The sequence below is a fragment of the Mycobacterium sp. NGS16 genome (assembly GCF_059813225.1).
The window spans coordinates 58710-84087 of record NZ_JCALEE010000003.1 but is presented as its reverse complement, the minus strand read 5'-3'; the positions used below and the strand labels follow the sequence as shown (position 1 = coordinate 84087).

Annotated in this window: 24 protein-coding genes; 9 read left to right on the top strand and 15 right to left on the bottom strand. The window is 69.0% G+C overall.

What is annotated here, in order from left to right; translation table 11 throughout:
* Window positions 1–39: 39 nt before the first annotated feature.
* The 3 genes from hemC to AC5Y4Q_RS10070 form a co-directional block, all read right to left on the bottom strand.
* Entirely contained in the window at window positions 40–975 is a 936-nt protein-coding gene (gene hemC, locus AC5Y4Q_RS10080; RefSeq protein ID WP_064923018.1) for a hydroxymethylbilane synthase, read from the bottom strand.
* 5 nt (window positions 976–980) lie between these two features.
* The gene (locus AC5Y4Q_RS10075; RefSeq protein ID WP_064923016.1) at window positions 981–2360 is read right to left on the bottom strand and encodes a glutamyl-tRNA reductase; all 1380 of its coding nucleotides are present in this window, start codon (window positions 2358–2360) and stop codon (window positions 981–983) included.
* A 137-nt stretch (window positions 2361–2497) separates the two neighbouring features.
* The gene (locus AC5Y4Q_RS10070) at window positions 2498–2755 is read right to left on the bottom strand and encodes a glutaredoxin family protein (RefSeq protein ID WP_064923014.1); all 258 of its coding nucleotides are present in this window, start codon (window positions 2753–2755) and stop codon (window positions 2498–2500) included.
* A 36-nt stretch (window positions 2756–2791) separates the two neighbouring features.
* Between AC5Y4Q_RS10070 and AC5Y4Q_RS10065 the strand changes: the two genes are divergently transcribed.
* From AC5Y4Q_RS10065 to AC5Y4Q_RS10055, 3 genes are read left to right on the top strand one after another with little or no spacing between them, the layout of a single operon-like run.
* The gene (locus AC5Y4Q_RS10065; RefSeq protein WP_125225224.1) at window positions 2792–3250 is read left to right on the top strand and encodes a nuclear transport factor 2 family protein; all 459 of its coding nucleotides are present in this window, start codon (window positions 2792–2794) and stop codon (window positions 3248–3250) included.
* A gap of 54 nt (window positions 3251–3304) precedes the next feature.
* Window positions 3305–4210 (top strand): HAD family hydrolase, encoded by a 906-nt coding sequence (locus AC5Y4Q_RS10060; protein WP_064923010.1) that lies wholly within the window; start codon window positions 3305–3307, stop codon window positions 4208–4210.
* Between the two features lie 56 nt (window positions 4211–4266).
* On the top strand, window positions 4267–4794 hold the full coding sequence (locus tag AC5Y4Q_RS10055) for an FAS1-like dehydratase domain-containing protein (RefSeq protein ID WP_499958838.1): 528 nt from the start codon (window positions 4267–4269) through the stop codon (window positions 4792–4794).
* 12 nt (window positions 4795–4806) lie between these two features.
* Here AC5Y4Q_RS10055 and AC5Y4Q_RS10050 read toward each other — a convergent pair whose 3' ends face one another.
* The 9 genes from AC5Y4Q_RS10050 to AC5Y4Q_RS10010 form a co-directional block, all read right to left on the bottom strand.
* Entirely contained in the window at window positions 4807–5838 is a 1032-nt protein-coding gene (locus tag AC5Y4Q_RS10050) for a lysophospholipid acyltransferase family protein (RefSeq protein ID WP_064923006.1), read from the bottom strand.
* A 4-nt stretch (window positions 5839–5842) separates the two neighbouring features.
* Window positions 5843–6958 carry an SDR family oxidoreductase gene (locus AC5Y4Q_RS10045; RefSeq protein WP_064923004.1) on the bottom strand — a complete coding sequence of 372 codons (1116 nt, stop codon included), beginning with the start codon at window positions 6956–6958 and terminating at the stop codon, window positions 5843–5845.
* A 130-nt stretch (window positions 6959–7088) separates the two neighbouring features.
* Window positions 7089–7190 (bottom strand): 30S ribosomal protein bS22, encoded by a 102-nt coding sequence (locus AC5Y4Q_RS10040; protein WP_003402602.1) that lies wholly within the window; start codon window positions 7188–7190, stop codon window positions 7089–7091.
* A gap of 184 nt (window positions 7191–7374) precedes the next feature.
* Window positions 7375–7632: a helix-turn-helix domain-containing protein gene (locus AC5Y4Q_RS10035; RefSeq protein ID WP_064923002.1), complete on the bottom strand. Its 258-nt coding sequence runs from the start codon at window positions 7630–7632 to the stop codon at window positions 7375–7377.
* A 139-nt stretch (window positions 7633–7771) separates the two neighbouring features.
* Complete coding sequence (proC, locus tag AC5Y4Q_RS10030; RefSeq protein ID WP_499958835.1) at window positions 7772–8632, bottom strand: pyrroline-5-carboxylate reductase; 861 nt, start codon at window positions 8630–8632, stop codon at window positions 7772–7774.
* Between the two features lie 47 nt (window positions 8633–8679).
* Window positions 8680–9522, bottom strand: a complete 843-nt coding sequence (locus tag AC5Y4Q_RS10025; RefSeq protein ID WP_064922998.1) for a thioesterase family protein — start codon at window positions 9520–9522, stop codon at window positions 8680–8682.
* A gap of 18 nt (window positions 9523–9540) precedes the next feature.
* Window positions 9541–10383: a sugar phosphate isomerase/epimerase family protein gene (locus AC5Y4Q_RS10020; RefSeq protein WP_064922997.1), complete on the bottom strand. Its 843-nt coding sequence runs from the start codon at window positions 10381–10383 to the stop codon at window positions 9541–9543.
* A 17-nt stretch (window positions 10384–10400) separates the two neighbouring features.
* On the bottom strand, window positions 10401–11465 hold the full coding sequence (locus AC5Y4Q_RS10015; RefSeq protein ID WP_064922995.1) for an Rv0497 family membrane protein: 1065 nt from the start codon (window positions 11463–11465) through the stop codon (window positions 10401–10403).
* Entirely contained in the window at window positions 11462–12451 is a 990-nt protein-coding gene (locus tag AC5Y4Q_RS10010) for a Ppx/GppA family phosphatase (protein WP_064922993.1), read from the bottom strand. The genes AC5Y4Q_RS10015 and AC5Y4Q_RS10010 overlap by 4 nt, the downstream gene beginning before the upstream one ends.
* Before the next feature lie 82 nt (window positions 12452–12533).
* Between AC5Y4Q_RS10010 and AC5Y4Q_RS10005 the strand changes: the two genes are divergently transcribed.
* The 5 genes from AC5Y4Q_RS10005 to AC5Y4Q_RS09985 all read left to right on the top strand — a co-directional run bounded on the left by AC5Y4Q_RS10005 (window position 12534) and on the right by AC5Y4Q_RS09985 (window position 19832).
* Window positions 12534–13373 (top strand): DUF3109 family protein, encoded by an 840-nt coding sequence (locus AC5Y4Q_RS10005; RefSeq protein WP_125225227.1) that lies wholly within the window; start codon window positions 12534–12536, stop codon window positions 13371–13373.
* A gap of 251 nt (window positions 13374–13624) precedes the next feature.
* The gene (locus AC5Y4Q_RS10000) at window positions 13625–14416 is read left to right on the top strand and encodes an ABC transporter ATP-binding protein (protein ID WP_234786585.1); all 792 of its coding nucleotides are present in this window, start codon (window positions 13625–13627) and stop codon (window positions 14414–14416) included.
* A gap of 116 nt (window positions 14417–14532) precedes the next feature.
* The gene (locus tag AC5Y4Q_RS09995) at window positions 14533–16929 is read left to right on the top strand and encodes an FtsX-like permease family protein (RefSeq protein WP_499958831.1); all 2397 of its coding nucleotides are present in this window, start codon (window positions 14533–14535) and stop codon (window positions 16927–16929) included.
* A gap of 13 nt (window positions 16930–16942) precedes the next feature.
* Window positions 16943–18295 carry an FAD-binding oxidoreductase gene (locus tag AC5Y4Q_RS09990; protein ID WP_499958829.1) on the top strand — a complete coding sequence of 451 codons (1353 nt, stop codon included), beginning with the start codon at window positions 16943–16945 and terminating at the stop codon, window positions 18293–18295.
* Window positions 18296–18386: 91 nt separating this feature from the next.
* Complete coding sequence (locus AC5Y4Q_RS09985) at window positions 18387–19832, top strand: amidase family protein (protein WP_499958827.1); 1446 nt, start codon at window positions 18387–18389, stop codon at window positions 19830–19832.
* Here AC5Y4Q_RS09985 and AC5Y4Q_RS09980 read toward each other — a convergent pair.
* Complete coding sequence (locus tag AC5Y4Q_RS09980; RefSeq protein WP_064922981.1) at window positions 19829–20296, bottom strand: SRPBCC family protein; 468 nt, start codon at window positions 20294–20296, stop codon at window positions 19829–19831. The genes AC5Y4Q_RS09985 and AC5Y4Q_RS09980 overlap by 4 nt on opposite strands.
* 136 nt (window positions 20297–20432) lie before the next feature.
* Here AC5Y4Q_RS09980 and AC5Y4Q_RS09975 point away from each other — a divergent pair, with 136 nt between their 5' ends.
* On the top strand, window positions 20433–21947 hold the full coding sequence (locus AC5Y4Q_RS09975) for an HNH endonuclease signature motif containing protein (RefSeq protein ID WP_499958825.1): 1515 nt from the start codon (window positions 20433–20435) through the stop codon (window positions 21945–21947).
* Window positions 21948–21975: 28 nt separating this feature from the next.
* Here AC5Y4Q_RS09975 and AC5Y4Q_RS09970 read toward each other — a convergent pair whose 3' ends face one another.
* Window positions 21976–22968 carry an NAD-dependent epimerase/dehydratase family protein gene (locus AC5Y4Q_RS09970; protein ID WP_499958823.1) on the bottom strand — a complete coding sequence of 331 codons (993 nt, stop codon included), beginning with the start codon at window positions 22966–22968 and terminating at the stop codon, window positions 21976–21978.
* On the bottom strand, window positions 22968–25376 hold the full coding sequence (locus AC5Y4Q_RS09965; RefSeq protein ID WP_499959048.1) for a 3-oxoacyl-[acyl-carrier-protein] synthase III C-terminal domain-containing protein: 2409 nt from the start codon (window positions 25374–25376) through the stop codon (window positions 22968–22970). Before AC5Y4Q_RS09965 ends, AC5Y4Q_RS09970 begins: the two co-directional genes overlap by 1 nt.
* Window positions 25377–25378 lie beyond the last annotated feature (2 nt).

Below are 25378 nucleotides of genomic sequence, written 5' to 3'. Positions count from 1 at the left end.
ACTCCCAGTCACTTCAGCCACTTCCGAGCGCGGCTGTCTTCACCGCGCGTCCGACATCAGCTCGCGCGCACCCAGCTCGAACAGTTCCGCCGCGACCGACACGCCCAGTTCCCGGGCTCGGTCCGGACTGCCGATGCCGGACGCGCGGATCACGTCGGATCCGTCCAGCGCCGCCACGCACCCGCGCAGCGACAGCTCGTCGAAGACGCGGCCGTCCTCATCGATCGACTCGACCACCTCGGCGATCGCGCCCACCGGTGCGGAACAACCCGCCTCCAGTTCGGCGAGCAGGGTCCGCTCGGCGGTAACCGCGCGGCGGGTGTCGGTGTCATCCAACTCCGCCAGCAACGCCGCCAGCGCGGTGTCGCCGGCGCGACACTCCACGGCCAGCGCACCTTGGGCCGGAGCCGGCAACATCTGCACCGGTTCCAGCGTCTCGGTGACCGCGTCGAGACGTCCCAGGCGGGCCAGACCCGCCCGGGCTACCACGATGGCGTCGAGTTCGCCGCTGCTTACCCTGTTCAACCTGGTATCTAGGTTGCCTCGTAGGGGGCGAATTTCCAAACCGAGACCCAATGCTCTAAGCTGCGCGGCCCGTCGCGGGCTTGACGTGCCCACCACGGCGCCCGCCGGCAACTCCCCCAGCACCAGCCCGTCACGCGCCACCAGCGCGTCCCGGGGGTCCTCCCGGGGCGGAATCGCGGCCAGCACGAAACGGGGATCGTCCGCGGTGGGCAGGTCCTTGTGCGAGTGCACCGCGGCGTCGACCCGGCCGTCGACGATGGCCTCGCGCAGCGCGGCGGTGAACACCCCCACCCCGAGTTCGGCGATCGGCCCCGATGAGCGGTCGCCGGTGGTGCTGATCTTGACCAGTTCCGCGGGGTGACCGGCGGCCACCAAGGCGTCACGAACGGTCCCCGCTTGAGTGGTGGCCAGCAAGCTGGCCCGGGTACCGATACGGATTACGTCACCCAAAACGGCTACCCGGCCGACCCGGTTTCGGCACCGACGTCGATCCCGTCCGGCACCACTGGCAATTCACCGGCGGTCGCGACCGCGTCCACGGCGGTCGGATCGAGCTCGAAGAGCTCGCGAAGCGCTTCGGCGTAGCTGTCGCCGCCGGGCGAGCTGGCCAGCTGCTTGACCCGCACCGTGGGGGCGTGCAGCAGCTTGTCGACGACGCGGCGCACGGTGCGCGCCACCTCCTCGCGCTGGGCGGTGTCCAGGTCCGGCAGCCGGTGATCGAGCCGCAGCAACTCGGCGGTGACCACGTCGGCGGCACGCTGGCGCAGCGCGGTCACCGTCGGGGTGACCTCGGCCATCCGCTGCCCGGCCAGGTAGGTGGCGACCTCGCGGGCCACGATGCTGTGGGCGGCGTCGGTGTCGGAGCTGGCGACCTGCGCCGACGGTTCGCGCTGGATCCGCTCCATGTCGATGACGTGCACCCCGGGCAGCCCGGCGACCGCGGCGTCGACGTCGCGCGGCATGCCCAGATCGCAGATCACCAGCGGCTGGGTCGCCTCGTCCCGGTTGCCGCCGGCCAGTGCGTGGTGCACGTCGGCCAGTGACACCACCGGGCTCACCGCCCCGGTGCAGCACACCGCGACGTCGGCGTCGGCCAACGTGGCCGTCATCCGGTCCAGGGCCACGGCGTCCGCGGCGACGCCACTGTCGCGGATCTTGCGCGCCAGCCGCTGGGCGCGTGACAGCGAGCGGTTGACCACGTGAATGCGTTGCACACCGGCGCGCGCCAGGTGCGCCGCCGACAGCGCGCCCATCGATCCGGCGCCGATCACCACCGCGGTCCGCCCCTGTAATCCCTTGTCGCCCAGTTGCTTATCGGCGATCCCCAGGGCGACTGACACCACCGAGGCGCCGGCGGCGTCGATCCCGGTTTCGGAGTGCACCCGCTTGCCCACCGACAGCGCACGCTGCGCCAGTTCGTGCAGCACCCGGCCGACGGTGTTGTTGGCCTCCGCGGAGGCGTAGGCGCGACGCACCTGGCCCAGCACCTGCTGCTCGCCGACGACGGCCGAGTCCAGACCGCTGGCCACCGAGAACAGATGCTCGACGGCGGCCTCGCTGTAGCGGACGTAGGCGTACTTGGTCAGGTCGGTCATCGACATGCCGGAGTGTTCGGAGAGCACCTGCCCGATCGCCGACAGCCCGGCGTGGAACGCCTCGACGACGGCGTAGATCTCGACCCGGTTGCAGGTCGACAGAATCATCGCCTCGGTGACGAGCGGCGATTCCAGCACCTGCTCGACGATCTTGACCTGATCGGGTTCGGCGGTGCTGAGCTGCTCGAGTACCGAGACCGGGGCGCTGCGATGCGAAACCCCGAAGAGCAGGACGCTCACGGCAATATCACCTGGTCCGCTCCTTGCTGTCACCAGTGAACAAACTTCACTCCACGGTAGAGGCTAAAGCGCTGGCCCACCAAATTCGGCGGTTCAGCGAGGCGCGACGGAGGAGAGGCGAAGCTGGGACCGCCGCATCAACCCGCCAGATCGGCGCGCAGCCTGGCCTCGTCGACCTCCCAGTAGCTGTGCTCGCGGCCGTCGAGCAGCACCACCGGCAGCCGGTCACCGAATTCCGCACGCCAGGCGCTGTCCCCGGCCGCGGCGGCCGCGTCGACGTCGACTGCGTGCAGGTCGAATCGCAGCTCGGCGGCCAGCTGCGTCAGCTGGTCGTACACCTGCACGCAGACCGGACAGCCGTCGCGGGTCAGCAGCTGCACCTGGGGGCGGGTCATGCGTTCAGTCTGGCCCAGGGTGGCTATGTTTTCGATATGTCCAGCGGAAGTGCGGTCCCCATCACGAACCTGCTGTACCGCTACGCCGAGTTGATGGACGCCGGCGATCTGGAATCGGCGGCCGCGTTATTCGCCCATGCCCGGATCAAGGCCGACGCCGAGGGCACCGCCATCCTGGACAGCGCCGGGCTGTTGCAGCTGTGGCAGGGCCTGGTCAAGATCCACCCGGACGGCACACCGCGCACCAAGCACGTCGTCACCAACCCGATCCTCGACATCGACGAGGAGTCCGGGACGGCGACGTGCCGGTCCTACTACACCGTGTTGCAGCAGACCGACGCCGTGCCGCTGCAGGTGGTCGCGGCCGGCCGCTATCACGACGAGTTCGAGCGGGTCGACGGCGTCTGGCGGTTCAGTTTCCGTGACTACTCGATGCTTGAGCTCACAGGTGATCTGCGCGATCACCTGAGGGTCTTCGGGGCCGGCGCCGGATAGGGTTGATGGCGGCCAGATGACCGGCCGCCCCTGCACAGCGGAAGGAGTCGGGTGATGGCTGTACCGGGCCCGACCGACGGGAAATCCGCCGCGGGCACCGACCTCGAGTCGCTGGCCGGCGGGGATTTCGCGGCCAGCGCCGACCGGGCGCTGGACGACGTGCTCGACACCGCCACGCCCGCACCGGTCGATCTGACCGCCGCCGCGTTCTTCGATGTCGACAACACCCTGGTGCAGGGCTCCTCGATGGTGCACTTCGGCCGTGGGCTGGCCGCCCGCAACTACTTCACCTACCGCGATGTCCTCGGGTTCCTCTACGCCCAAGCGAAGTTTCAGCTGACCGGCCGGGAGAACAGCGACGACGTCGCCGCCGGCCGGCGTAAGGCGCTGGCGTTCATCGAGGGCCGGCCGGTGTCGGAGCTGGTGGAACTGGGCGAGGAGATCTACGACGAGATCATCGCCGACAAGATCTGGCCCGGCACCCGGGAACTGGCGCAGATGCATCTCGACGCCGGCCAGCAGGTGTGGCTGGTCACTGCAACCCCCTATGAGCTGGCCGAGACCATCGCCCGCCGGCTCGGGCTGACCGGCGCGTTGGGCACCGTGGCCGAGTCGGTCGACGGGGTGTTCACCGGCCGGCTGGTCGGCGAGATCCTGCACGGGCCCGGCAAGGCGCACGCGGTGCGATCGCTGGCCATCCGCGAGGGGCTGAACCTGCGGCGCTGCACCGCCTACTCCGACAGCTTCAACGATGTGCCGATGCTGTCACTGGTCGGTACCGCGGTCGCGATCAACCCGGATGCCGCGTTGCGGGAGATGGCACGCAAGCGGGGCTGGGAGATCCGCGACTTCCGCACCGCGCGCAAGGCGGCGCGTATCGGCGTGCCGTCGGCGCTGGCACTGGGGGCCGTCGGCGGGGCCCTGGCGGCAGCCGTGGCGCACCGGAACGAGCGCGGCTGACCTGCTCGCTGATAAGCTTCCGCCGCCGACCACGGCGAGCGGAGGGGTAGACCGGCATGGCAGTACACACCGAGTCGCAGGGAATCATCGGTACCCACTACCGGTTCCCGGACTACTTCGAAGTCGGCCGGGAGAAGATCCGGGAATTCGCCCGCTCGGTCAAGGACGATCACCCCGCCCACTTCGACGAGTCCGCAGCCGCTGAGGCCGGGCACCTCGGCCTGGTGGCGTCGCTGACGTTCCTAGCCGTCGCCGGGCGTCAGGTCCAGATGGAGATCTTCGACAAATTCGACATCCCGATCAACATCTCGCGAGTGCTGCACCGCGACCAGAAGTTCACCTTCCACCGGCCGATCATGGCCGGCGACCGGCTGTACTTCGACACCTACCTGGACTCGGTGATCGAGTCCCACGGCACGGTGGTCAGCGAGGTCCGCAGCGAAGTCTCCGACGCCGAGGGCAATCCGGTGGTGACCAGCGTCGTCACCATGCTCGGCGAGTCGGTCAACCAGGACGCCGACACCGAGGCGGCGACGATCGCTGCCATCGCATCGATGCGCGACCGGGCGCTGGGCAAGAAATAGGCGCGCCCCGGCTCAGCCGAAGAACATGTTGCGGCGGCCGGCCAGCAGCCGGTACAGCGTCTGCTGGATCGTCTCGCGCACCTGGTCGGTCAGCTCGAAGGTGACCATCGGGTCGTCGGCGGCGCCGGCCTCGTAGTCGGTGGTCGGAATCGGCTCACCGAACGTGATGTGCCACTTCGACGGCAGCGGCACCAGGCCGGCAGGGCCGGCCAGCGGGAACAGCGGGGTGATCGGGAAGTACGGCACGCCGAGCAACCGGGCCAACAGCTTCACGTCGGCGATCATCGGGTAGATCTCCTCGGAGCCGACGATCGAGCACGGCACGATCGGCGCCTGGGTGTGCAGCGCTGCCGACACGAACCCGCCGCGACCGAACCGCTGCAGCTTGTAGCGGTCCTTGAACCGCTTGCCCAGGCCCTTGTAGCCCTCGGGGAACACCGCGGTGAGCTCACCGGCGGCCAGCAGCCGGTGGGCGTCGACCGTGCAGGCCATGGTGTGGCCCGCCTTGCGGGCGGCCGGTCCGATCAGCGGCAGGTCGAACACCAGGTCCGCCCCGAGCATCCGCAGGTCGCGATGCGACGGGTGGTGGTCGTGCACCGCCACCGAGAGCATCAGCGCGTCCATCGGCAGCACACCGGCGTGATTGGCCACTACCAGCGCCGGCCCCTCGGTCGGAAGGTTCTCGATGCCGCTGACCTCGACCCGGAACCATTCGTTGAAGAAGAACCGCAGCAGCGGCAGTGCAATGGCCTCGTTGAAGTGCGGGTCGAACCCGAACTCGTCGACCTGGTAGTCACCGGTGATCCGCTCCCGCAGGAACGCCACGACCGCGGCCACCCGCCGGGCAAACTCACCCGGGGTTGGTTCGGCCTGCGCGCCGGGTGCCCCCACGGCGGCGCGGCGCTCGTCGATCTCGCGGACGACGGCGCTGATCTGCTCGGACGAGGCCCGTCCGCTGAGGCCGCTCAGCGTCGACGAGTGCCGACGCGCGGATCCCGAATTCTTGTGCAGTGGAATGACTTTGGCCCTTGAATCACCGGCCATGGCGTTAACCTCCCCGCGCCCTGTCCATACTGATATCGCCCAGTCGTTGCGCCACGCTCACCGCGCGCCGCTCCACCGATTCCACCCATTTGGGGTCGATGATCGGAGTGAGACCTCGCCCCCGCACGTAGTCGTCAAATGCCTCGGCAGTAGTCCATTTGGTGCTGTACCCGAGGTCGGTTCGCATTCTAGTCGTATCCATCACCCGGCCAAAGCTGAGATAATTCAGCTGCTCGCGGTTGATCTCGGTGTAGTTGTTGGCCCGCCGCAGCGAATCCAGCGCCCACAGCCCTAAACCGGGTAGCGGCAAGGGAATCCGGCCCGAACGGCGGATCGCCTGCGACATCATGATGATGCCGTCGGCGCCGATGTTGAAGGTGCCCGCCTTGCCGGCCATGGTGGCCCGTTCCAGGGCGCCCAACGCGTCTTGCTCGTGCAACAGCTGCAGGCGCGCGTCACGGCCCAGCACCATCGGAACCAGTGGGCCGCCGAGGTAGCGCGACAGCGCGGTGTCCATGGCCGGGCCGATCATGTTGGCCATCCGCAGGATGGTGACCGCGATGTCCGGCCGGCGCCGGCCCAGTCCGCGGGCGTAGCCCTCGATGTCGATGCTGTCGCGAGGGAAACCCTGGGTGGGCGGCCGGTGGCTGGTGCTGTCCTCGGTGAACAGGACCGGGTCACGCGAGCACGATCCGTAGACCTCCGAGGTCGACTTGAGCACCACCCGGCGCACCGAGGGCGCCTTTTGGCAGGCGGCGAACAACTGCATGGCGCCCATGACGTTGAGTTCTTTGAGCGCCGCCCCGCCGCCGGAGCGCGGCACATACGACGCCGCGGCCGCGTGCACCACGGTATCGACCTCGCTATTTCGAATCACCTTGGCGATAAAGGGATTGCGAATGTCGGCGCGGACGAATTCGGCGCGTCCCATCCGGCGCAGCATGTCCTTGCTCGGCATGACCGCATCCACCGCGATCACCCGGTTGATCAAGGGATTCTGCGTGAGCCTGGCGGTCAGATAACCACCCAGGAAGCGGCATGCGCCGGTAACCAACACAACCTTGGGGTAGTGCCGGACGTCGCTTCGCGTGCTGTCGCTCGGGGGGCCGGCCTCGTCCACTCCGCAAGCGTAACGGCCACTGGAGAAAAGCAATACCGGCGATCGGCCGCCCGGCCAACGTGAAGGTGACTTCACGCTCGGCCCTCAGCGTGAGGCCAACTTCACGCTCGGCGCGACAATCGGGGCGGAGTTACTTACCGAGTTTTCTGCGCTGCACCCGGGTACGGCGAAGCAGCTTGCGGTGCTTCTTCTTCGACATGCGCTTGCGCCGCTTCTTGATGACTGAACCCATGAACTCCGCTATCTGCTTCTGCCCGCGCCGCCAGAGGGGCGCTGGGCGAACTTGCTCGACCCGGTTACTTTACCCGTAGGCAGGCGCGGGACAGAAAACCGGCACTGGCCGGCCCCACACGACAGCCGACCCCGGGCGTCGCCGTGCGGCGACGCCCGGGGGGCGCTTATCTGTCGACCGGCGGTCAGCCCGCGTCGAAGAAGGAGGTCTCCAGCAGGTCGTGCACCGCCTTGGCGTGCACCCGAAAAGACCGTCCCACCCGTACCGCGGGCAGCTCGCCGTTGTGCACCAGGCGGTACACCGTCATCTTGCTCACCCGCATCAACGCGGCCACCTCGGCCACGGTGAGAAATTGTGTCCGACCCGCGTCGGCAGCGCCGGCATCCCGTGCCGCTCTGCCGCCAGCGGAGTCTCGTGCCGAAGGCCCGTTCGCAGACGTCATCGTTACCCATTTCAATCAGGCACGTGCAGTCCCAGCGGCTTCCCCTCCGCTGCGCCCACACGCACAGACATAGAGGAGAATAGCGGGACGAATGGGGTTCCTGCGACGCCTGAGGGCCAATATGTGAAAAATAAGTGAATTACTCTGTTGTAATTCTTAGCTGCTCAGAGCGGGTTTTTGCCGCCTGCACCGCCCGATCGACCGAGGTCCGCAGCCCGCCGGCCTCCAGCTCGCGTAGCGCCGCCGCGGTGGTTCCCCCGGGGGAGGTCACCATGGCTCTCAGCTGTGCCGGGGCGGTGTCGATGACCGCGTTGGCGGTCCCGTCCGTCTCGCTGCGCCCGTCCAGCAGCATCTGCGCCGCCCCCGCCATGGTCTGCACGGCCAGATCGGTGGCGCCCCGCCGGCTCAGCCCGGCCGCGACCCCGGCGTCCACCAGCGCCTCCACCATCAAGAAGAAGTAGGCCGGCCCCGACCCCGACACCGCGGTGACCGCATCCAGCTGGTCTTCCGGCACGATCGCCACCGTGCCGACGCACTCGAACAGCGCGGCAACCTGCTCGACCTGTTCGTTGCTGGGGAACCTGCCCTTGGCCAGCGCGCTGGCCCCGGCGCCGACCTTGACCGGGGTGTTGGGCATCACCCGGATCACCGCGGTACCGGCCGGCAGCTTGGACTCCACGTATGCGGTGGTGACACCGGCGACGATCGTCACCAGGACCTGCTCCGGGCTGTCGCCGGAGGCGGCGGTGACCTTCTTGGCGAACTCGGCGACAACGGTGTCCACGTCCTGCGGCTTTACCGCGACGATCACGATGGCGGCGTTCTCCACCGCATCGGCGACCGATGTCACCAGCACCGAATACTTCTCGGAGAGCTGCCGGGCCCGGTCACCGAACCGCTCGGCGACCACCAGGTCCTTGACCGGGCGTCCCGCCGCGAGCAAGCCCGCCAGCAGGGCTTCGCCCATGTTGCCGCCGCCGATGATCGCGATTCTGGCCATGGCGACAGCATGGCAGATATGACCCCTCGAGCACCCTCGGGGACGCGCTAGCGGGCGGGAACCATCGCCAGCTGGCGGGTCTGGACCACGATCCGGCCCTCGCAGTCGACCACGGTGTGGTCCTCGTCGAACCAGTCCTGGCCGATCTGCACGCAGCTGCAGATCACCCGCAGCCAGCCGTCCGCCGGAATGGCCCGCAGATATGCGGTGAGCTGCACGGTGGGCGCCCAGCCGGTGCGATTGACGGCGAAGGTCACCGGCGCCGACACATCGCCGCACAGCAGCGCGAACAGCACATCGGGTGCGGCGTCTTTGGGCCGCACCCACATCTCGATCACCGGCGGGCCGCCATCCGAGCGCGGGCCGAGCGTGGTCAGCGCCGGCCGGATATCGCAGCCGTGGGCCAGGTGCACGATGTGTTCCATCGGGTGGCCGGGACCGATCGGCTCCAGCCCGGGCGGCGGCTCCGGTGTCATCAGCGGCACCACCGGGTTGACCGACAGCAGCGGCGGCGCATGGTGTTCGGGCTCGGCCAGGGTGACGACGGCGCGCACCGCGGTGCGCTCGCCCTGGTTGAGTTCGACCTCGACGAGGCTGACCCGGCGGCCGCGCTTGCGGATCGTGGCCACCAGCTGCATCGGGCCGGGGTCCGGTGCCCACAGATAGCTGGCCGACACCGCCACCGGTTGCAGGTGAGCACCACCGTGCTCGGAAAGGTCGGAAAGGGAGGTGCGGGCGGCGTTGGCGCACAACGCCAGCATCGCCCCACCGTGCACCTTGGGGCCGATCGTCCAATGCTCGTTCAGCGCGCCGGCGAACGTCTGAACCTCTTCGTCGCCATCGACCCGCACCAGCGTCATGGCGTCAGTGAACAGCGTGGATGAAGTCACGCAGGGCTCCTTGTGGGATCAGCGCAGCAGATGCGTGCGGGCGAACTGTAGTGACTCGATCAACAACGCCTCGCGCTCGTGCGGCGAGCGCGCTTGGGAGGTGGTTACCTCCAGTACCACGTGACCGGTGAAGTCACCGGCGGCCAGCAGGTGGCACACCTCGGCCGTGGGCTGGTCGCCGCGTCCAGGCACCAGGTGTTCATCGGCCGGCAGCCCGGTGCCGTCGCACAGGTGCAGGTGCGTCAGGCCCGAGCCCATCCGGCGGGCCATGTCCAAGGCGTCGGTGCCGGCGGTCGCGGTGTGCGACAGGTCCAGGGTGTAGTGCGCGTGGCCGCCGTCGAGCGGATCGTAGGACGGCGCGAACGCCGAAATCCCCGCACCGGGGCCACCGCCACGACGGCGCATCCGCTCACGGGACTGATCGGCACCAAAGAACCGGTCGGCCCGGAACGGGAACATGTTCTCCACCGCCACGGCCACGTCGCTTTTGGCCTCCAGCTCGGCGACCTGATCGCTGAACCCTTCGGCGTAGCGCCGCTGCCAGCGGAACGGCGGGTGCACCACCACCGTCTGGGCTTCGAGCTGTTCGGCGGCCCGGACGCTGCGTTCCAGCTTGTGGATCGGGTTAGCGCCCCAGACCCGTTGTGAGATCAGCAGACACGGCGCGTGCACCGACAGCACCGGGACCCGGTATTTCTGCGACAGCCGTCGCACCGCGCCGATGTCCTGGCTGACCGACTCCCCCCACACCATCAGCTCGACGCCGTCGTAGCCGAGCCGGGCCGCGTACTCGAAGGCGGCCTCGGCCCGCAAAGGGTAAACCGAAGCCGTCGACAATCCGACCTTGATGGCAGGGCGCACGGACTAATAGTGACCGGCTAATTGGCGTGCAGCGCCAGCGGCCCCAACGTCACCAGCAGTCCGACCGCGACCGCGATCAACGTACTGACCAGGTCGGGGGTCTTGCGCACGGCCTGCACCGCGGCCACCAGCCCCAGCGTGACCAGGCCGGTGAGCACCAGCGCCACGATGCTGTTCCACCGCCACAGCTGGTCGAACGCGATGAACAACCCGCCGCCGAACGCCACCGCCAACATCGACTGCAGCACCACCAGCACCCCGCCGACCAGTCCCGGTCGGCCGACGTACTCCTCGACCGGCTCGGTTTCGGGGGCGTCGGCCTCCTCGGCGTCGGTGAAGGCGTCAGCATCGGCGAGATCGGCGGCGTCGGAGTCGAAATCCGACCGGACCGACCGCTCGGGGCTGCCGGCCTTGCTGAGGAAGGAACGCACGTAGGCGGAGTCGCTGACCGACAGATCGGCGTCACGGACGTCGGCGTCCATCACGTCGACTTCGATGTCGGTGTAGGTGTCGATCGGATCGGGGCGCATCCGTTCGGCGCCGGAGGCCGTCGGCCGGGCGGCCGGGCGGCCGTTCTCCGCGGCCGGCGCATCGGAGCGGCGCATCGGCCGCGGGTAAGCACTCGGCAGTGGACCGGTGCTGCGCGACGGCTGCGCCGGGGATTTGGGCCAGCGCGGCTCGGAGGCCGAGCGCAGGCCGGGCTCGATCCGCTCGACGGGGCGCGGGCCGGTGGCGGGCCGGGTGTCCCGCTCGACGGGGCGCGGCCCGGTCGCGGGCCGGTCGTCCTCGACGAACCCGGGGGCCGGGCCGATGAGCAGCCCGCCGCTGGGCTCGCCGTCGGAGCCGTCCGCGCTCTCCGACGGTTCAGCCGCGGCACTCTGCTCCGGCGGGTTCTCGTCGTCGCGGATGACCGGGATCTCGCCGGTCAGTTCGGCGACCGTGACGGCGTCGGCATTGCCGCGCCGGCGCCGACGGCGCCCGGTGACCGGCGGTGAGCCGATCGTCCCGTTCTTGGCGAGCAGTTCGGCAACCGAGATCGGCCGCGTCTCGATGTCACGCGGATCAGGCTTGGGTCCGGTCATCGGGAACCCCCTCCCTGCGGGACCATGCCCATCGACGAGGAGTGCAGGAAGGTGGCGCTGTCGGCTTCCCGGTCGAGGCGGCGCAGGATCAAGCCCTCCCGCAGTGCCCACGGGCAAATCTGAACCGTTTCGATCGACAGCGCTCGCATGCTCGCTTCCGCCACCAGGGCGCCCGCCACGATCTGCGGGGCCCGCTCGGCGCTCACCCCTTCCAATTCGGCACGATCTGCCGTGGTCATCCTAGAGATGAATGATATGAGCTGCCTAAGGCCGGCGGCGGTCAATGTGCGCCGGACGCGCGGTCCGGCGGCCGACGGCGCCGCGCCGGTGAGCCGGGCCAGCGAACGAAACGTCTTGGAGCTCGCCACCGCCAGATCGGGCGGTCCGGCGTCCAGGACGGTCGCGGCCGCACTCGCCAACTCGGTGTCGAGCCAGTCCCGCAGCATCGCCACCCGGCGGCGGCCGGGCGGGTCTTCGGGCAGCCATTCGCGGGTGAGCCGGCCGGCGCCCAGCGGCAGCGACAGCGCCACCTCCGGCTCCTCGTCAAGGCCGCTGGACAGCTCCAGTGAACCGCCGCCGATGTCGAGGTTGATGATTCGCCCGGCGCTCCAGCCGAACCAGCGGCGCACCGCCAGGAAGGTCAGCCGGGATTCGTCCTCGCCCTCCAGCACCTGCAGATCGACGCCGGTCTCGCTGCGCACCCGAGCCAGCACGTCCTCGGAGTTGGACGCGTCGCGCACCGCCGAGGTGGCGAACGCCATCAGCTCCGCGCAGCCGGAACTGGCGGCGATGGTGGCGAATTCGCCGATCGTGGACACCAGTTTGTCGGCACCGCGGCGGGTGATCTTGCCTGAGCTGTCGGTGGCCTCGGCCAGCCGCAGCGTGGCTTTGGTCGAGCTCATCGGAGTCGGATGACCGCCCCGGTGGGCATCGACCACCAGCAGATGGACGGTGTTGCTGCCGACGTCGAGCACGCCTAATCGCACTCAACCAACTTAGTGGGGCGCGGCCCGGACCAAGGCAAGACAACGTGAGACGACGCGAATTTCTGGTCTAGCGTGGAGTTTTGTGACCCCCGCACAGCCTGCACCCCGTCGCCGTGAAGTTGGCCTGGACTTCCCCCGTGAATGGGTGGAGTTCTACGACCCGGACAATCCCGAACACCTGATCGCCGCCGATCTGACCTGGCTGCTGTCCCGTTGGACGTGCGTGTTCGGTACCCCGGCCTGCCGGGGCATCGTGGCCGGCCGGCCCGACGACGGGTGCTGTTCGCACGGTGCGTTCCTGTGCGACGACGACGACCGGGCCAAGCTCGACGACGCGGTCGCGCAGCTGACCGACGCCGACTGGCAGCTGCGTGAGAAGGGTTTGGGCCGCAAGGGCTACCTGGAGTACGACGAGAACGACGGCGAGGAGCAGCTGCGCACCCGGACCGTCAAGGGCGCCTGCATCTTCCTGAACCGGCCCGGGTTCGCCGGGGGTGCGGGCTGCGCGCTGCACATCAAGGCGGTCCGGTTGGGGGTGGAGCCGCTGACCATGAAGCCGGACGTGTGCTGGCAACTGCCGATCCGACGCAGCCAGGAGTGGGTCACCCGCCCCGACGACACCGAGATACTCAAGACCACGATCACCGAATTCGACCGGCGCGGCTGGGGCCCGGGCGGCGAGGATCTGCACTGGTACTGCACCGGCGATCCGGCGGCCCACGTCGGCACCAGGCAGGTGTGGCAGAGCCTCGCCCCGGAGCTCACCGAATTGCTGGGCCCCAAGGCCTACGCCGAGCTGGCGGCGATCTGCGAGCGGCGCAACGAACTCGGCCTGGTGGCCGTGCACCCGGCCACCAGCGCCGCCCGGGAAGCGAAGCGGAGCGACGTGCACTTCGATGGCCCGCAGTCCATGAAGCAATAACTGCAGGTCAGCGCGAATCTCGCCGCGACACCGCCGCGACGGCGCCGCCCCGCGACCCCCGGAACCGCCGTCTACCAGGGCCGTCAACGGTGCGCGGGGTCACCGGTGAACGATTTTTGACAGGCGGCTCGGGTCGGTATGATCGGCACCGGGCTCCCCGGTAACGCAGCATCATCGGAGTGCTGCACTGAATTGAGAACCTCGCCCTACGCGGGCATGGTCGGCGTATTACACAAGCCCGCTGGAGATTCATGATCAGGACCGACATACACCCCGTGGAGCTCGACCATAACGGCCACACGCCGCCGGTCGTTCTCAGGCCTCCGGTAGTGCTGGAAGCGCGCAAACTCAACAAGCAGTTCGGTGCCGGCGATACGGCCACACCGGTTTTGCGGAACGTCGATATCCAGATAACCCGCGGGGAATTCGTCGCCCTGGTCGGGCCGTCAGGGTCGGGCAAGTCGACGCTGCTGAGCATCCTGGGCCTGCTGGACATGCCGACCAGCGGCGATGTCCTCATCAACGGTCACAGTGTCTCGGCGCTGTCGCGCAAGCAATTGGCCGCCGTCCGGTGTCAGACGCTCGGCTATGTCTTCCAGGCATTCAACCTTCTGGCGGGGCTGTCGGTCGTGGAGAACGTCATGCTCCCGGGGCTGCTGGCAGGCAAGTCCGGCCGCTCTGAGCACGCCCGCGCGATGAGCCTGCTGGACCAGGTCGGGCTGGCCGCCAAATCCAAGCGGGTGCCCTCGGAATTGTCCGGCGGTGAACAGCAGCGCGTGGCGGTGGCCCGAGCGCTATTCATGAAGCCGGACGTGATTCTCGCCGACGAACCGACCGGCAACCTGGACACACTTAACGGCCAACGGGTTATCGACGCACTGTATAACCTCAATGCGGCCGGCCAGACAATCGTTCTGGTGACGCACGACCGGAAAATAGCCGACGACGCTCCGCGCCTGGTTTCGCTGCTCGACGGTGAAATCGAGACCGACAGTGGAATGGTTCAGCCGCCCAACAATGTGACATGGCTCGCGGAACATTAGCCGCGACTTTCGGCCTCCTTCGGATTATCAATTTCCGGGCCGTTCGTAAACACGCCTTCCGGGCCGCACTGGCCGCTTTCTCCCTCGGCGGCGGCGTCGCAGTCGTCGTGGCCGTCATGATCGAAGTCACCAGCGTCTCCAAGGCCATCGACGACGTCGGCTACCAGATCGCCGGCCCGGCGCCGTTGCGCGTGGTCGGTGCGGCCACCCGCGGCGGCATCAGTCCCGCCGTCGTCGACGACGCCCGGTCGGTGCCCGGGGTGGCAGCCGTGGTGCCGGTCATCCGCGGAGTGACGATGATCCACGACGACGGCAAGGAGAGCTACGGGCTGGGCCTGGGCGTGGACTGCTCGGCGCAGTGGATCGTCGACCCGAAGGTCTGCCAGACCGGCCAGCAGGAACCCCCGCCGGCGATCTCGAAGTCGCTGGGCGACTCGCTGAACGCCGCGGCGACCTTGGTCACCGACGTCGGGCAACTGTCGGTGGAGAAGTTCCAGCGGGTAAGCGATCTCGACGAGGTCAACAACGGCCTGGTCGCGGTGCTCCCGCTGAGCATGGCCAAAGTGCAGTTCGCCCGCGGCGACCGGGTGGACATGCTCTACGTGACCCTGGACTCCGACGCCGACGCCGGCGAAGTGCAGCAGCGGCTGAAGACCACGCTCGGCCCCACCTACAGCGTGCAGCCCCGCAGCGAACCGGCGCGCGGCTACAACGTCAACGACGTGCTGCTGCCCCTGCTGGGCATCTTCGCCCTGATCTCGGTCGGGGTCGGGGTCATCCTGATCACCCAGATCACCCGACTGTCGGTCGAGGAACGCCGCCGCGAGATCGCGATCGCCTCCGCGCTGGGGGCGTCGCCGGCCTCGATCATGACCGGGTTCCTCAGCGAGGCCGCCCTGTTGGGCGCGGCGGGCTCGGCCATGGGCGTGCTGACCGGCATCGTGATCTCCGAACCCATCGTGGCCAGCGCCAGCGAGCTGACCGAACGGTTCGTCGGCGTCACCGTCCCGGTAGTCCTCAAGCCGGTGATCCTGATCCTCGGCGTCCTGGCCGGCATCGTGCTGGCGGTGGGTGCTGCGATCGGCCCCGCCCTGTCGGCGTCGAACACGCCGATCGCGGCCGAGCTGTCCGGGCGAGCGGCCCAGGAGCAGACCACCGGGCGCAAGATCTGGTCCAGGGCGTTGCTGCTGCTGGCGATCGGCCTGGCCGGGGTGATCGCGGCCCGGCTGGCCACGCTGTCCGGCGCGCTGGTCGCCTGGCAGGCGATCCTCGCCGACGCCGGTGCGGTCGTGGCACTCGTCGGTCTGCTGCTGGCTACGGCCTACCTCAGCGCGCAGGCGATCACCAGCCTGCGCCCGCGGCCGGACAAGTCCAACGGGGCGACGCTGACCATCGCCCTCAACGCGCTGCGGTCGGACCGGTCGCGCACCGCGGCGATCTCGGGAGCCATCGCGGTACCCGTCGTGGTTGCCATTCTGCTGTCGGGGTTCCTGGTGGCGATCCACATCGGGGCCACCAAGGTCGCCGAATCGCAGGCCGACGGGCGCATTGCGATCACGACGACGCAGTTCGCCGACTACGGGCCGATTGATGCCCGATTCGCCCCGCAGACGGTCAACAAGCTGGACGCGGTGACCGGGGTGGAGAAGACCGAGCGGATGGCCGAGATCGAGATCAGCCTCAAAGACGGGTCACTGGCGCATATCCAGGCGCAGGACCGGCCCACATTTCCGTTCGGGTTACTCGCCGGGCAGTCCCCGGAGGCAAGCCAGAAAGCCAATCAGGTTGTGATCGGCAGTGTCCTGGCCCGCGAGAAGGATCTCCGCATCGGTGACGTATTGGTGTTTGGAAGTGGACTCGACGCGCGCGCGATGAGTATCGGCACCATCGTGGCCACTCCCGAATACGGCGGCCGCCGGATCTACATGCCCTACTCGGTCGCCGAGCAGATCTACGGTCCGCAGCCCGCCGGCCTGATCTTCGCCACCCCGGCCCCGGGGTTCACCGCCGGTCAGGTCATCGAGAACATCCGGGCCACCCGGTTCGACCAGCCGGTGACCGCGGTGGACACCGCCGGCTACGCCTCCGAGATCGCGACCTCGATCGGCCGCTACCTCACGCCGCTGAACACCCTCAAGTACGGCCTCCTCGCGATCGCCTTCATCTCGGTGTTGTCGACGCTGTTGTTGGTCGGTATCCGGCGCAGGCGGGAGGTGGCCCTGATCCAGGCGCTGGGCGCCACCCGGGTGCGGGTGTTCTCCATCACCACCGTCGAGGCCGTCGTCGCCGGCGCGGCCGGCGGATTGTTCGGAGCGGTGCTGTCGATCGCCATCTCCGAAGCGGTGCGGCGGGCGGCCGTCGTCAACGTCGGCCTGATCACCCCGCTGGTGTTCCCCTGGACCGACGCGGTGGTCTACGCCGTGCTGGCCACCATCGCCGCGGTGTTCGCGGCCATCATTCCCGCCTGGAAGTCCACCCGCTCCACCCCGGCGACCGAACTTCGCGACGAGTGACATGAAGGATGCAATGACCGCGACCGTGCCGGGGTTCACCGGCGACGCCATCTACCCCGACGACGCCCGCTACGACACGGTGCGTCAGGTCTTCAACGGCATGATCGACAAGCGGCCACAGGTGCTGCTGCAGTGTCGCTCGCGCGAGGACATCGTCGCCGCGGTGCGCTACGCCGTGGACGCCGGCGCCGAGATCGCGGTGCGCGGCGGCGGCCACAGTGTGGCCGGCCACTCGACCACCGACGGCGGCGTCGTCATCGACCTGACGCAGATGCGCGGGGTACGCGTGGACGCGCAGGCGCGGGTCGCCTACGTCGACGCCGGTGCCACCTGGGGCGACGTCGACCCGGTCACCAGCCGCTACGGCCTGGCCTGCCCCGGCGGGGTGGTGTCGACGACCGGTGTCGGCGGCTTCTCGCTCGGCGGCGGCATCGGGTGGCTGTCCCGCGCCCACGGCATGACCTGCGACAACCTCATCGGCGCGGAGCTGGTGCTGGCCTCCGGCGAGGTGCTGACGGTCAGCGAGACCGAGAACGCCGACGTGCTGTGGGGCTTGCGCGGCGGGGGCGGCAATTTCGGCGTCGTCGCGCAGTTCGTGCTGCGGCTGCACCCGGTCGACGGCGTGGTGGCCGGCGTGCAGTCCTATGCCGACACCGACGCCGAGGCGGCGCTGAAGCATTTCCGGGCCCAGATGGACAACGCCCCGGATCACCTGGCGTCCATCCTCGACTTCTCCACCGACCTCAAGTCCGGTCAGTCGCTGGTCAACATCCTGGGCTGCTCGACGCGCACCGATGCGGTAGGCAGCGACGATGTCCGCGCCCTGCTCAACGTGCGCGGCGCGGCGAGTTCGCCGGTGCTGGCCCTGCAGCACAAGCTGGAATACCCGACCTGGCAGCAGGCCATCGACCAGACCGCGCCGTTCGGCTGGCTGAACTACTGGAAGTCGCTGTTCTTGACCGAGCTCACCGACGAGGCGATCCGCCGCATCGCCCTGCTCGGCCGCTCGCGGCCCTCGGCCCAGACCCGGCTGCACCTGATCCGGCTCGGCGGGTACGCCAGCCGGGTGCCGCCGGAGGCGACGGCCGTGCCCACCCGCGAGCACCCGTACATCATCCATCTGATGACGACCTGGACCGACCCGGCCGACACCGCGCGCTGCACGGCGTGGGCCGGTCAGGCCTTCGAGATCCTGCGGCCGCTCGGCCCAGCCGGCGCCTACCTGAACTTCGTCGGCGACGAAGGGCAGGACCGCATCCGCGCGACGTTCGGCGACGCCGGCTATAAACGCCTCGCCGAGCTCAAAGCGCGGCTGGACCCGCACAACCGGTTCACCCTCAACCACAACATCAAGCCCGCGGGCTGACGTTCACGGTCTTGCGTGTGTCGCCAACACCGACACACGTTTTGCGCAGCGCAGGGTCGGTATTGTTGTCCGCGGGGGAAAGGACGCAAGCATGCCGGGCGCGCACGATGATGGGTTGGCCTTCGCCGGCGTCGCGCGTCTGGCGCAGCTGGTGCGCGAGCGGGAGGTGTCGCCGCGCGAACTGGTGACGCTGTATCTCGATCGGATCGCCCGACTTGACCCGGTGCTGAACGCATTTCGCACAGTGCTCGGCGACCGGGCGATGGCCGAGGCCGCCCAGGTCGAGCGCCGGTTGGCCGCCGGTGAGGTGCTGCCGCTGGCCGGCGTCCCGATCGCGGTCAAGGACGACACCGACGTGGCGGGCGTTTCGTCGATGTGCGGCACCGGAATTGACGCCGGCCCGGCGAGCACCGACAGCGCCGCAGTGCGCCGATTGCGGGCCGCCGGAGCGGTGATCATCGGCAAGACCCACCTCTCGGAGTTCGGCGCCTACCCGGTGTGCGAATCGGCGACCTGGGGGGTGACCCGCAACCCGTGGGATCTCTACCGGACCCCGGGCGGGTCCAGTGGCGGCTCGGCTGCGGCCGTCGCTTCTGGCATGGTGCCCGGTGCCACCGGCAGTGACAGCGGCGGTTCGGTGCGCATTCCGGCCGCCTGCTGCGGGCTGGTCGGCCTGAAGGGCCAGCGCGGACGGATCAGCACCAAGGAGTCACCGGAACGGGCCTACCGGTTCCACGGCCTCAACCACATCGGCCCGCTGGCCCGCAGCGTCGTCGACGTGGCGCTGCTACACGATGCGATGACCGGACCCGAACCCGACGACGAGATCCCCTCTCCCCCACCGGCACCGCCGCTGATGGACGCGCTGCTGGCGCCGCCGCGGCCGCTGCGGATCGCCATGTCGTTCAAGCCGGTGGTGCCAGTACACGTCAGCGACGAGGTGCGCCGGCCGGTGCTGGAGACCGCGGAGTTGTTGCGTTCGCTGGGCCACGAGGTGATCGAGCGGGACCCGGTCTATCCGGTGGCGGGCATCGCCGCCGTGCTCGCACTGTTCATGAACGGGTTCGCCCACGAGATCGAACGACTGCCGAAAACCGAACTGCTGGAACGGCGTATGCAGGCCGAGGCCCGCACCAGCCGGCTGGTGCCGGACTGGCTGGCCCGGCGCGCGGTGGCCGCCGAGCCGGCGATCACCGCCCGCTCCCAGCGCCCGATCGCCGACTTCGACATCCTGATGACGCCGGTAGTGGCGATCCCGCCGGTGCGGGTCGGCTACTTCGAGGGGTACGGCCCGACCCGCGCCATGCTGCGGATGCTGAAGTTCATCCCGTTCACCTTCCCGCAGTGCTACAGCGGCCAGCCGGCGATCTCGGTCCCGACCGGGCTGGCTGCCGACGGCGTACCGGAGGCGGTGCACCTGGTGGCGCGGGCCAACGACGAGGCGACCCTGATTTTGCTTGCCGCACAGATCGAGTCGGTGCGGCCGTGGATTCAGCGCCGGCCGCCGACCGAGGCGTTACTGTCCCAGGTCGGTTAGTTGGCCGGGTAGCGTGCACGCAGCCCCGTCAGCGTCGCCTCGATACCCGCGGCGTTGCTCTTGACCGCCCGTGTCAGTTCGTAGAACTTCCGTTGCAGCGCACCGCCGTTGCGGTAGTCGAAGGTCTCGGTGACTCTGGTCAACCCCGGCGAGAGCGCCTCGAACTCCCATCGCCAACGATGGCCGGCCGGGTGGCGCCACTCGACCAGCTCGTCGGGCTGGAGCGCGGTCACGGTGCTGGTGATGCGGTAGGGCACCCCGAACATCCTCATGTTCGTCGAAAACCTTGACCCAACCGTGATGTCGGCCGGCGCCCTGGCGTTGTCGCGGACGGTTCCCGACCCGTCCAGTTCGCGATGGCGTCGGGGATCGGCAGCCAACGCGAACAGTTCAGCAGCCGGGGCCGCAACCTCTACTGACCGGCTGACCTGCCCGGGGCCGGCGTCGACGACGGTGACTGCCACGGTGTTCCCCTTTCGGTGATGGGGTTGCGGATCGACTCTACCGAGCGCAGAGAGCTGTTTTCCTCATGGTTTTCTTAGAGCTGGGTTGCTGGATCGGACCGGTTTTCTGTCGGAGGGTCGAACTAGTGTTCGAAGTATGGGTAGGGATGCGTTCGCGGATCGGGACACCATCATGGGATGTCTCGATGAGCAGGAGGCGATTGCTGCCCGGTTGGCGCAGTGTTCGTTTGATGCGTTGAGTGCCGAGGAGTTGGTGGAGGTGCTGGCCCGCCGGGAGGCGTTGGCGTGGCAGGCGCCGGTGATCGATCATCAGATCTTGGCCCGATTGGTGGCGGAGGGCCATGGGGAGGTGTTGGCGGGGTGCTCGCTGACCAAGGCGCTCAGTGAGCGGTTGCGGATCAGCACGAAAGAGGCCCGGCGGCGCATCGAGGAGGCCGCCGAGTTGGGCCCGCGCACCGCGATCACCGGCGAGCCCCTGGAACCGGTGTTGCCGGCGTTGGCGGCGGCCCAGGCCGCCGGGCAGGTCGGCCCCGAGCAGGTGGCGATCGCGCGTAAGGCGATGGCCAAGATCCCGGCCGGGGTCACTGTGGCCGATCGGGAGCGTGCCGAGCGTGACCTGGCGCAGCTGGGCACCTTGTTCACCCCGGAAAGCTTTGGGCGCCTGGCCGCTCACTTGATCGCGGTACTGGACCCGGATGGCGACGAGCCCGACGACCGTGAACGCCAGGCCCGCCGCGGCCTGCGGCTGGGGCCGCAACGCCCCGACGGGATGAGCACCCTGTCCGGGACGATCACCCCGGAGCTGCGGGCCACCATGGAGCCGGTGCTGGCCAAACTGGGAGCACCCGGGATGTGCAATTCCGCTGATGAGCAGCCCTGCGTGTCGGGAACGCCCTCGCAGGAGCAGATCGAGGCCGATCACCGCACCCGCGATCAACGCCAGCACGATGCGCTGTTGGCCGCCTTGCGGGCGACCCTGGCGTGCGGGGATCTCGGGCAGCTCAACGGCCTGCCGGTCACGGTGATCGCCTCGGCCACCCTCGAGCAGTTGCAGGCCGCCGCCGGTAAGGCCCACACCGCCGGCGGCAGCTTGTTGCCGATTCCGGACCTGCTGCGGATGGCATCGCACGCCTACCACTATCTGACGATCTTCGACGGCCAGGGCCGAGCGTTGTGGCTGGGCCGCACCAAGCGGATCGCCTCAGCCGATCAGCGCATCGTGCTGCACGCGCGCGATCGCGGCTGTACCCGGCCGGGCTGCCCGGTGCCGGGATATTTGACCCAGGCACACCATCTGGACCGGGACTGGGCCGACAACGGCCACACCGACATTGATTCCCTCGCCCTGGCATGCGCACCGGATAACCGGATGGCCAGCGAGCAGGGCTGGACCACCCGACTCGGCGAGTCCGGCCGCGTCGAATGGATCCCCCCACCCAAACTCGACCACGGCCAACCCCGGATCAACCCGTTCCACTTCATCGAAGCCGTCATCGACTACCACCGGCCCGCCCGATCTGATGACGACGCCGACGAGCCACCCGATCCCCAGCCGCCAGATCTCGACTACGACGACTTCGACTACGACGCCGCCCTCGAAGAACTTCACCGCACCTACGGCTACGACGCCGAGTGGGAACATGCCGGCTGACAACCGCTGTCGATGGAGGCGCGTCAGGTCACCCGTCGAGATATCCGTTGTCGCGGTACCACTGGTAGCCGCTGCGCAGCGCGGTGCGGAACGGCGTGAACGGTACGCCGAGTTCGGTGCGGGACTTGGTGGCGTCGCAGTAGATCTCCGCTTTCGACAGGCGCATCTGGTGGGCGCCGATCGGCAGCCGGGGCCCCACGACGGCGCGGGCGACGCTGATCCCGGCCGCCGCCACCGGTATCGTCCAGCGCGGCAGCACGATCGAGGGACCACGGCGTCCGGTGACCTCGTTGGCGGTCGCGAACGCCTCACGGAACAGCAGGTTTTCCCCTCCCAGGATGTAGCGTTCACCGATCCGGCCCCGTTCGGCCGCGGCGATATGGCCGGCCACCACGTCATCCACCGAGACGAAATTGGTGCCGCCCGGTGCGGCGACCCGCAACCGGCCGCGTTGCGCCTCGACGATCATCGCGCTGGCGATGCGGTTGACGTCGCGCGGTCCGATGACCACCGACGGGTTGACGATCACTGCGGGCAGGCCCGCCGCGACGGCCTCGCGCAATACCGCCTCGGCGAGATGCTTGCTGTGCCCGTAGGGGAATCGGCGCGGACGGATGTTGAACTCATCGGTCTCGACCAGCTCCTGGCCGCGCCGCGGAACGCCCAGGGCGGCAATGGAACTGGTGTAGACGAACCGCTTGACGCCGGCCCGCCGGGCGGCCTCCGCCATGTCGCGGGTGCCGTCGACGTTAGTGCGGTACAGCCGGGTCTGAGTGCGGTAACGCCAGTAGTCCGACACCGCCGCAGTGTGAAACACCCAGTCGCAGTCGGTCATCGCCTCGGTCAGCGCGTCGACACCGTCGAGGACGTCACCGATGCAGGTCTGAAAGTCGAGGCCTTCGAGGGCGGCCATCGGCGAGGTCGCGCGTCGCAGCACCCGTACCTCGATGCCGCGATCGAGCAACGCTGCTACCAGGTTCGAGCCGACGAATCCGGTTCCCCCGGTGACGAATGCCCGCATCAGAACCGGTAGGTGGTGCAGCCGACCTCAACGCCGGAACCGACGGCCATGATCAGCGCGACATCGCCCGGCTTGACCAGCCCCCGCCGGCGAACGTCGGCGATCTGATAGGGCAGGGTCGAGGTGAACGGGTCACTGGCGTGGCCCTGCGCCTCCAGGTCGACGAACCGTGACCGGTCCACCCCGATCCGCGCGGCCAGGTCGTCCAGAGCGGCACCGGGCAGATACGGGGGCAACACCAGTGCGATGTCTTCGGGATCCAGCGCCTCGGCCGTCAGCAACTGCTTGACCGCGGACGGCAGGCAGCTCACATAGATCGCCGCCAGGTTCGGGTCGCGATCCACCCGCAGCCACATCCGGCCGTCGCGCTCCTGGGTGTGGGTGGCCAGCGCCCCGCGGTACTCCGGGTGGTGTTCGAAGACGAACCGGCCGAAGCCTTCCCGGCCGGGGCTGGGGCTCAGCATGATCGCCGAACCGGTCTCGGTGATGCCGTTGCGCGGGTAGCCGCTCTGCGGGGTGTTGTTCTCCACCTCGGAAGCCAGCACCATGGCGTGGCCGGTGCGGCCGGCGCCGATCATGCCGGCGGCGACATGGCAGCCGTTGAGGAAACCGACTGCGCCGTTGAGGATGTCGAACGCGAAGGTCTTGGGCGCATCCGCGGACTCCGGCTCGGCGTTGATCCCGACCTCGCCGGCCACCAGGGTGGCGACCGCCGGTTCGCTCAAGAAGTCGTCGCGGTAGATGCCGGTGTGGATCATCAGGCCGACCTGGGAAGAGTCCACTCCGCTGTCGTCCAGGCAGGCCCGGGCGGCGTCGGCGGCGAACGCGATGGAGCTCGGCGGGCCCTGGCCGTCCGGAGCGATGCCGATGCCGTCGATACGTACCCGCGGTGTCGCCGGCAGTTCCCGACGGCCGGCGGACCGTCCGGCGCGGACCGGGCGGCCGGAGTGGCCGGCCGCGGCACGCCGCATCCGGTCGGGAAGGTCGTCGAAGGTATACAGCCCGGTGCCGATGGTCTGGCCGGATCCGGTGATGGACAGCACCACGTTGTCGCCGGAGTTGATCCGGCCGGCGTTGATGTAGTCATACAGCGCGACGAAATGCGTCGTGGTGGCGGTGTTCCCGCGCTCGGCCAGGTTGCAGATGGTGTTGGCCCGACTGGCCGCGCCCGGCCCGAAGACCCGGTTGATGGTCAGGATCGCGTCGTTGATCGACGCCTCGGAGGTCTGGTGCATCAGCAGCTGATCGGCCGTCTCGGGCCGCCAGCCGTGCCGCTGCATCACCGCCGCGACGTAGGGCACCGAGTGCTTCACCGCGATCGCGGTCTGGGTGACCGAGTCGGTGACCATGATGGCGCCGCCGTGCGGGCCGTCGGTGGCCTTGGCGATGCACAGCTTGGCGAACTCGCTGTAGGTGGCCAGGTCGAGGTCGTGGAAGCCGACGCGGTCGCTTGCCCCGAGTTCGAGCACCACCGCCGCGCCGGCATCGCCGACGGTCAGGCAGGCCAGCCGCGGGTCCATCGGCCCGTCGATCTCCTTCTGCGCGGTTTCGGTGATGTGGCTGATGTACTCACCGCTGACCACCAGTGCGTTGCGCACCAAGTGAGTCTTGAGGAAGTCCTGAGCCACGCTGACGCCGGTGAACATGCCCGCGCAGGCGTTGTTGATGTCGAAGCAGACGGCGCCCGTCAGGCCGAGCTGGTCGCGCAGCTGGGAGGCGGTGCTGGGCTCGAAGGTGAACATGTGCTCCGGGCCGTCACACCGGGAGATGTTGCAGGCGATAACCAGGTCGATCTCTTCGGGGGCATAGCTCGACCGGGACAGGCAGTCGCTGATGGCCTTGCGGCCCAGGTCGATCGAGAACTCGTCGACCCCGGCCATCCGCCGGTTCTTGATGCCGGTGAGCCGCTCCAGCGGGATCTTCACCTCGTTGACGCAGTCGGCCAGCACCTGCTCGGTGGAGACCGCCCGCGGCGGCAGGTACACGCCGAGGCTTTCGATCACGACGTTGCGTGCCGGACCGGTCTGCACCGGTTTGAGCACTGGCACCGCAACGGGTTTCGGGGCTGCGGGCGCCTGCTGAGCAACCGGGGCGACCGCGGCCGCCCCGGCGGCGTCATCGCGGACCGGGCCGAACTCCTGTGCCAGCTCGGCGATGGTGCCGTAGACGAACAGCGACTCCGGGCGCAGCTCCATACCGAGCTCGCCCGCCCGCACCGCGACCTCCAGGGCCTGGGTGGAAGCCCCGCCGAGAGCGAAGAAGTCGTCGGTGACCCCGACGCGGTCCGCGTCGAGCACGTCGCGCCAGATGGCAGCCAGCGCCTCTTCGGTGCGGTTGCGCGGGGCGACGAACTCCGTTGGCGCGCCATCAAGTTCCGCGTCGAGGGCCAGCAGCGCCCGCCGATCCACCT

Bases quoted from the DNA above. Each gene is read 5' to 3' on its own strand.
- AC5Y4Q_RS09985 (WP_499958827.1), top strand. From the start codon at position 18,387: ATGCCGGGCGCGCACGATGATGGGTTGGCCTTCGCCGGCGTCGCGCGT.
- AC5Y4Q_RS09975 (WP_499958825.1), top strand. From the start codon at position 20,433: ATGGGTAGGGATGCGTTCGCGGATCGGGACACCATCATGGGATGTCTC.
- proC (WP_499958835.1), bottom strand. From the start codon at position 8,632: ATGGCCAGAATCGCGATCATCGGCGGCGGCAACATGGGCGAAGCCCTG.
- AC5Y4Q_RS10060 (WP_064923010.1), top strand. From the start codon at position 3,305: ATGGCTGTACCGGGCCCGACCGACGGGAAATCCGCCGCGGGCACCGAC.
- AC5Y4Q_RS10040 (WP_003402602.1), bottom strand. From the start codon at position 7,190: ATGGGTTCAGTCATCAAGAAGCGGCGCAAGCGCATGTCGAAGAAGAAG.
- AC5Y4Q_RS10050 (WP_064923006.1), bottom strand. From the start codon at position 5,838: ATGGCCGGTGATTCAAGGGCCAAAGTCATTCCACTGCACAAGAATTCG.
- AC5Y4Q_RS10065 (WP_125225224.1), top strand. From the start codon at position 2,792: ATGTCCAGCGGAAGTGCGGTCCCCATCACGAACCTGCTGTACCGCTAC.
- AC5Y4Q_RS10070 (WP_064923014.1), bottom strand. From the start codon at position 2,755: ATGACCCGCCCCCAGGTGCAGCTGCTGACCCGCGACGGCTGTCCGGTC.
- AC5Y4Q_RS09970 (WP_499958823.1), bottom strand. From the start codon at position 22,968: ATGCGGGCATTCGTCACCGGGGGAACCGGATTCGTCGGCTCGAACCTG.
- AC5Y4Q_RS10055 (WP_499958838.1), top strand. From the start codon at position 4,267: ATGGCAGTACACACCGAGTCGCAGGGAATCATCGGTACCCACTACCGG.
- AC5Y4Q_RS10000 (WP_234786585.1), top strand. From the start codon at position 13,625: ATGATCAGGACCGACATACACCCCGTGGAGCTCGACCATAACGGCCAC.
- AC5Y4Q_RS09990 (WP_499958829.1), top strand. From the start codon at position 16,943: ATGACCGCGACCGTGCCGGGGTTCACCGGCGACGCCATCTACCCCGAC.
- AC5Y4Q_RS10035 (WP_064923002.1), bottom strand. From the start codon at position 7,632: ATGACGTCTGCGAACGGGCCTTCGGCACGAGACTCCGCTGGCGGCAGA.
- AC5Y4Q_RS10015 (WP_064922995.1), bottom strand. From the start codon at position 11,465: ATGACCGGACCCAAGCCTGATCCGCGTGACATCGAGACGCGGCCGATC.
- AC5Y4Q_RS09995 (WP_499958831.1), top strand. From the start codon at position 14,533: ATGATCGAAGTCACCAGCGTCTCCAAGGCCATCGACGACGTCGGCTAC.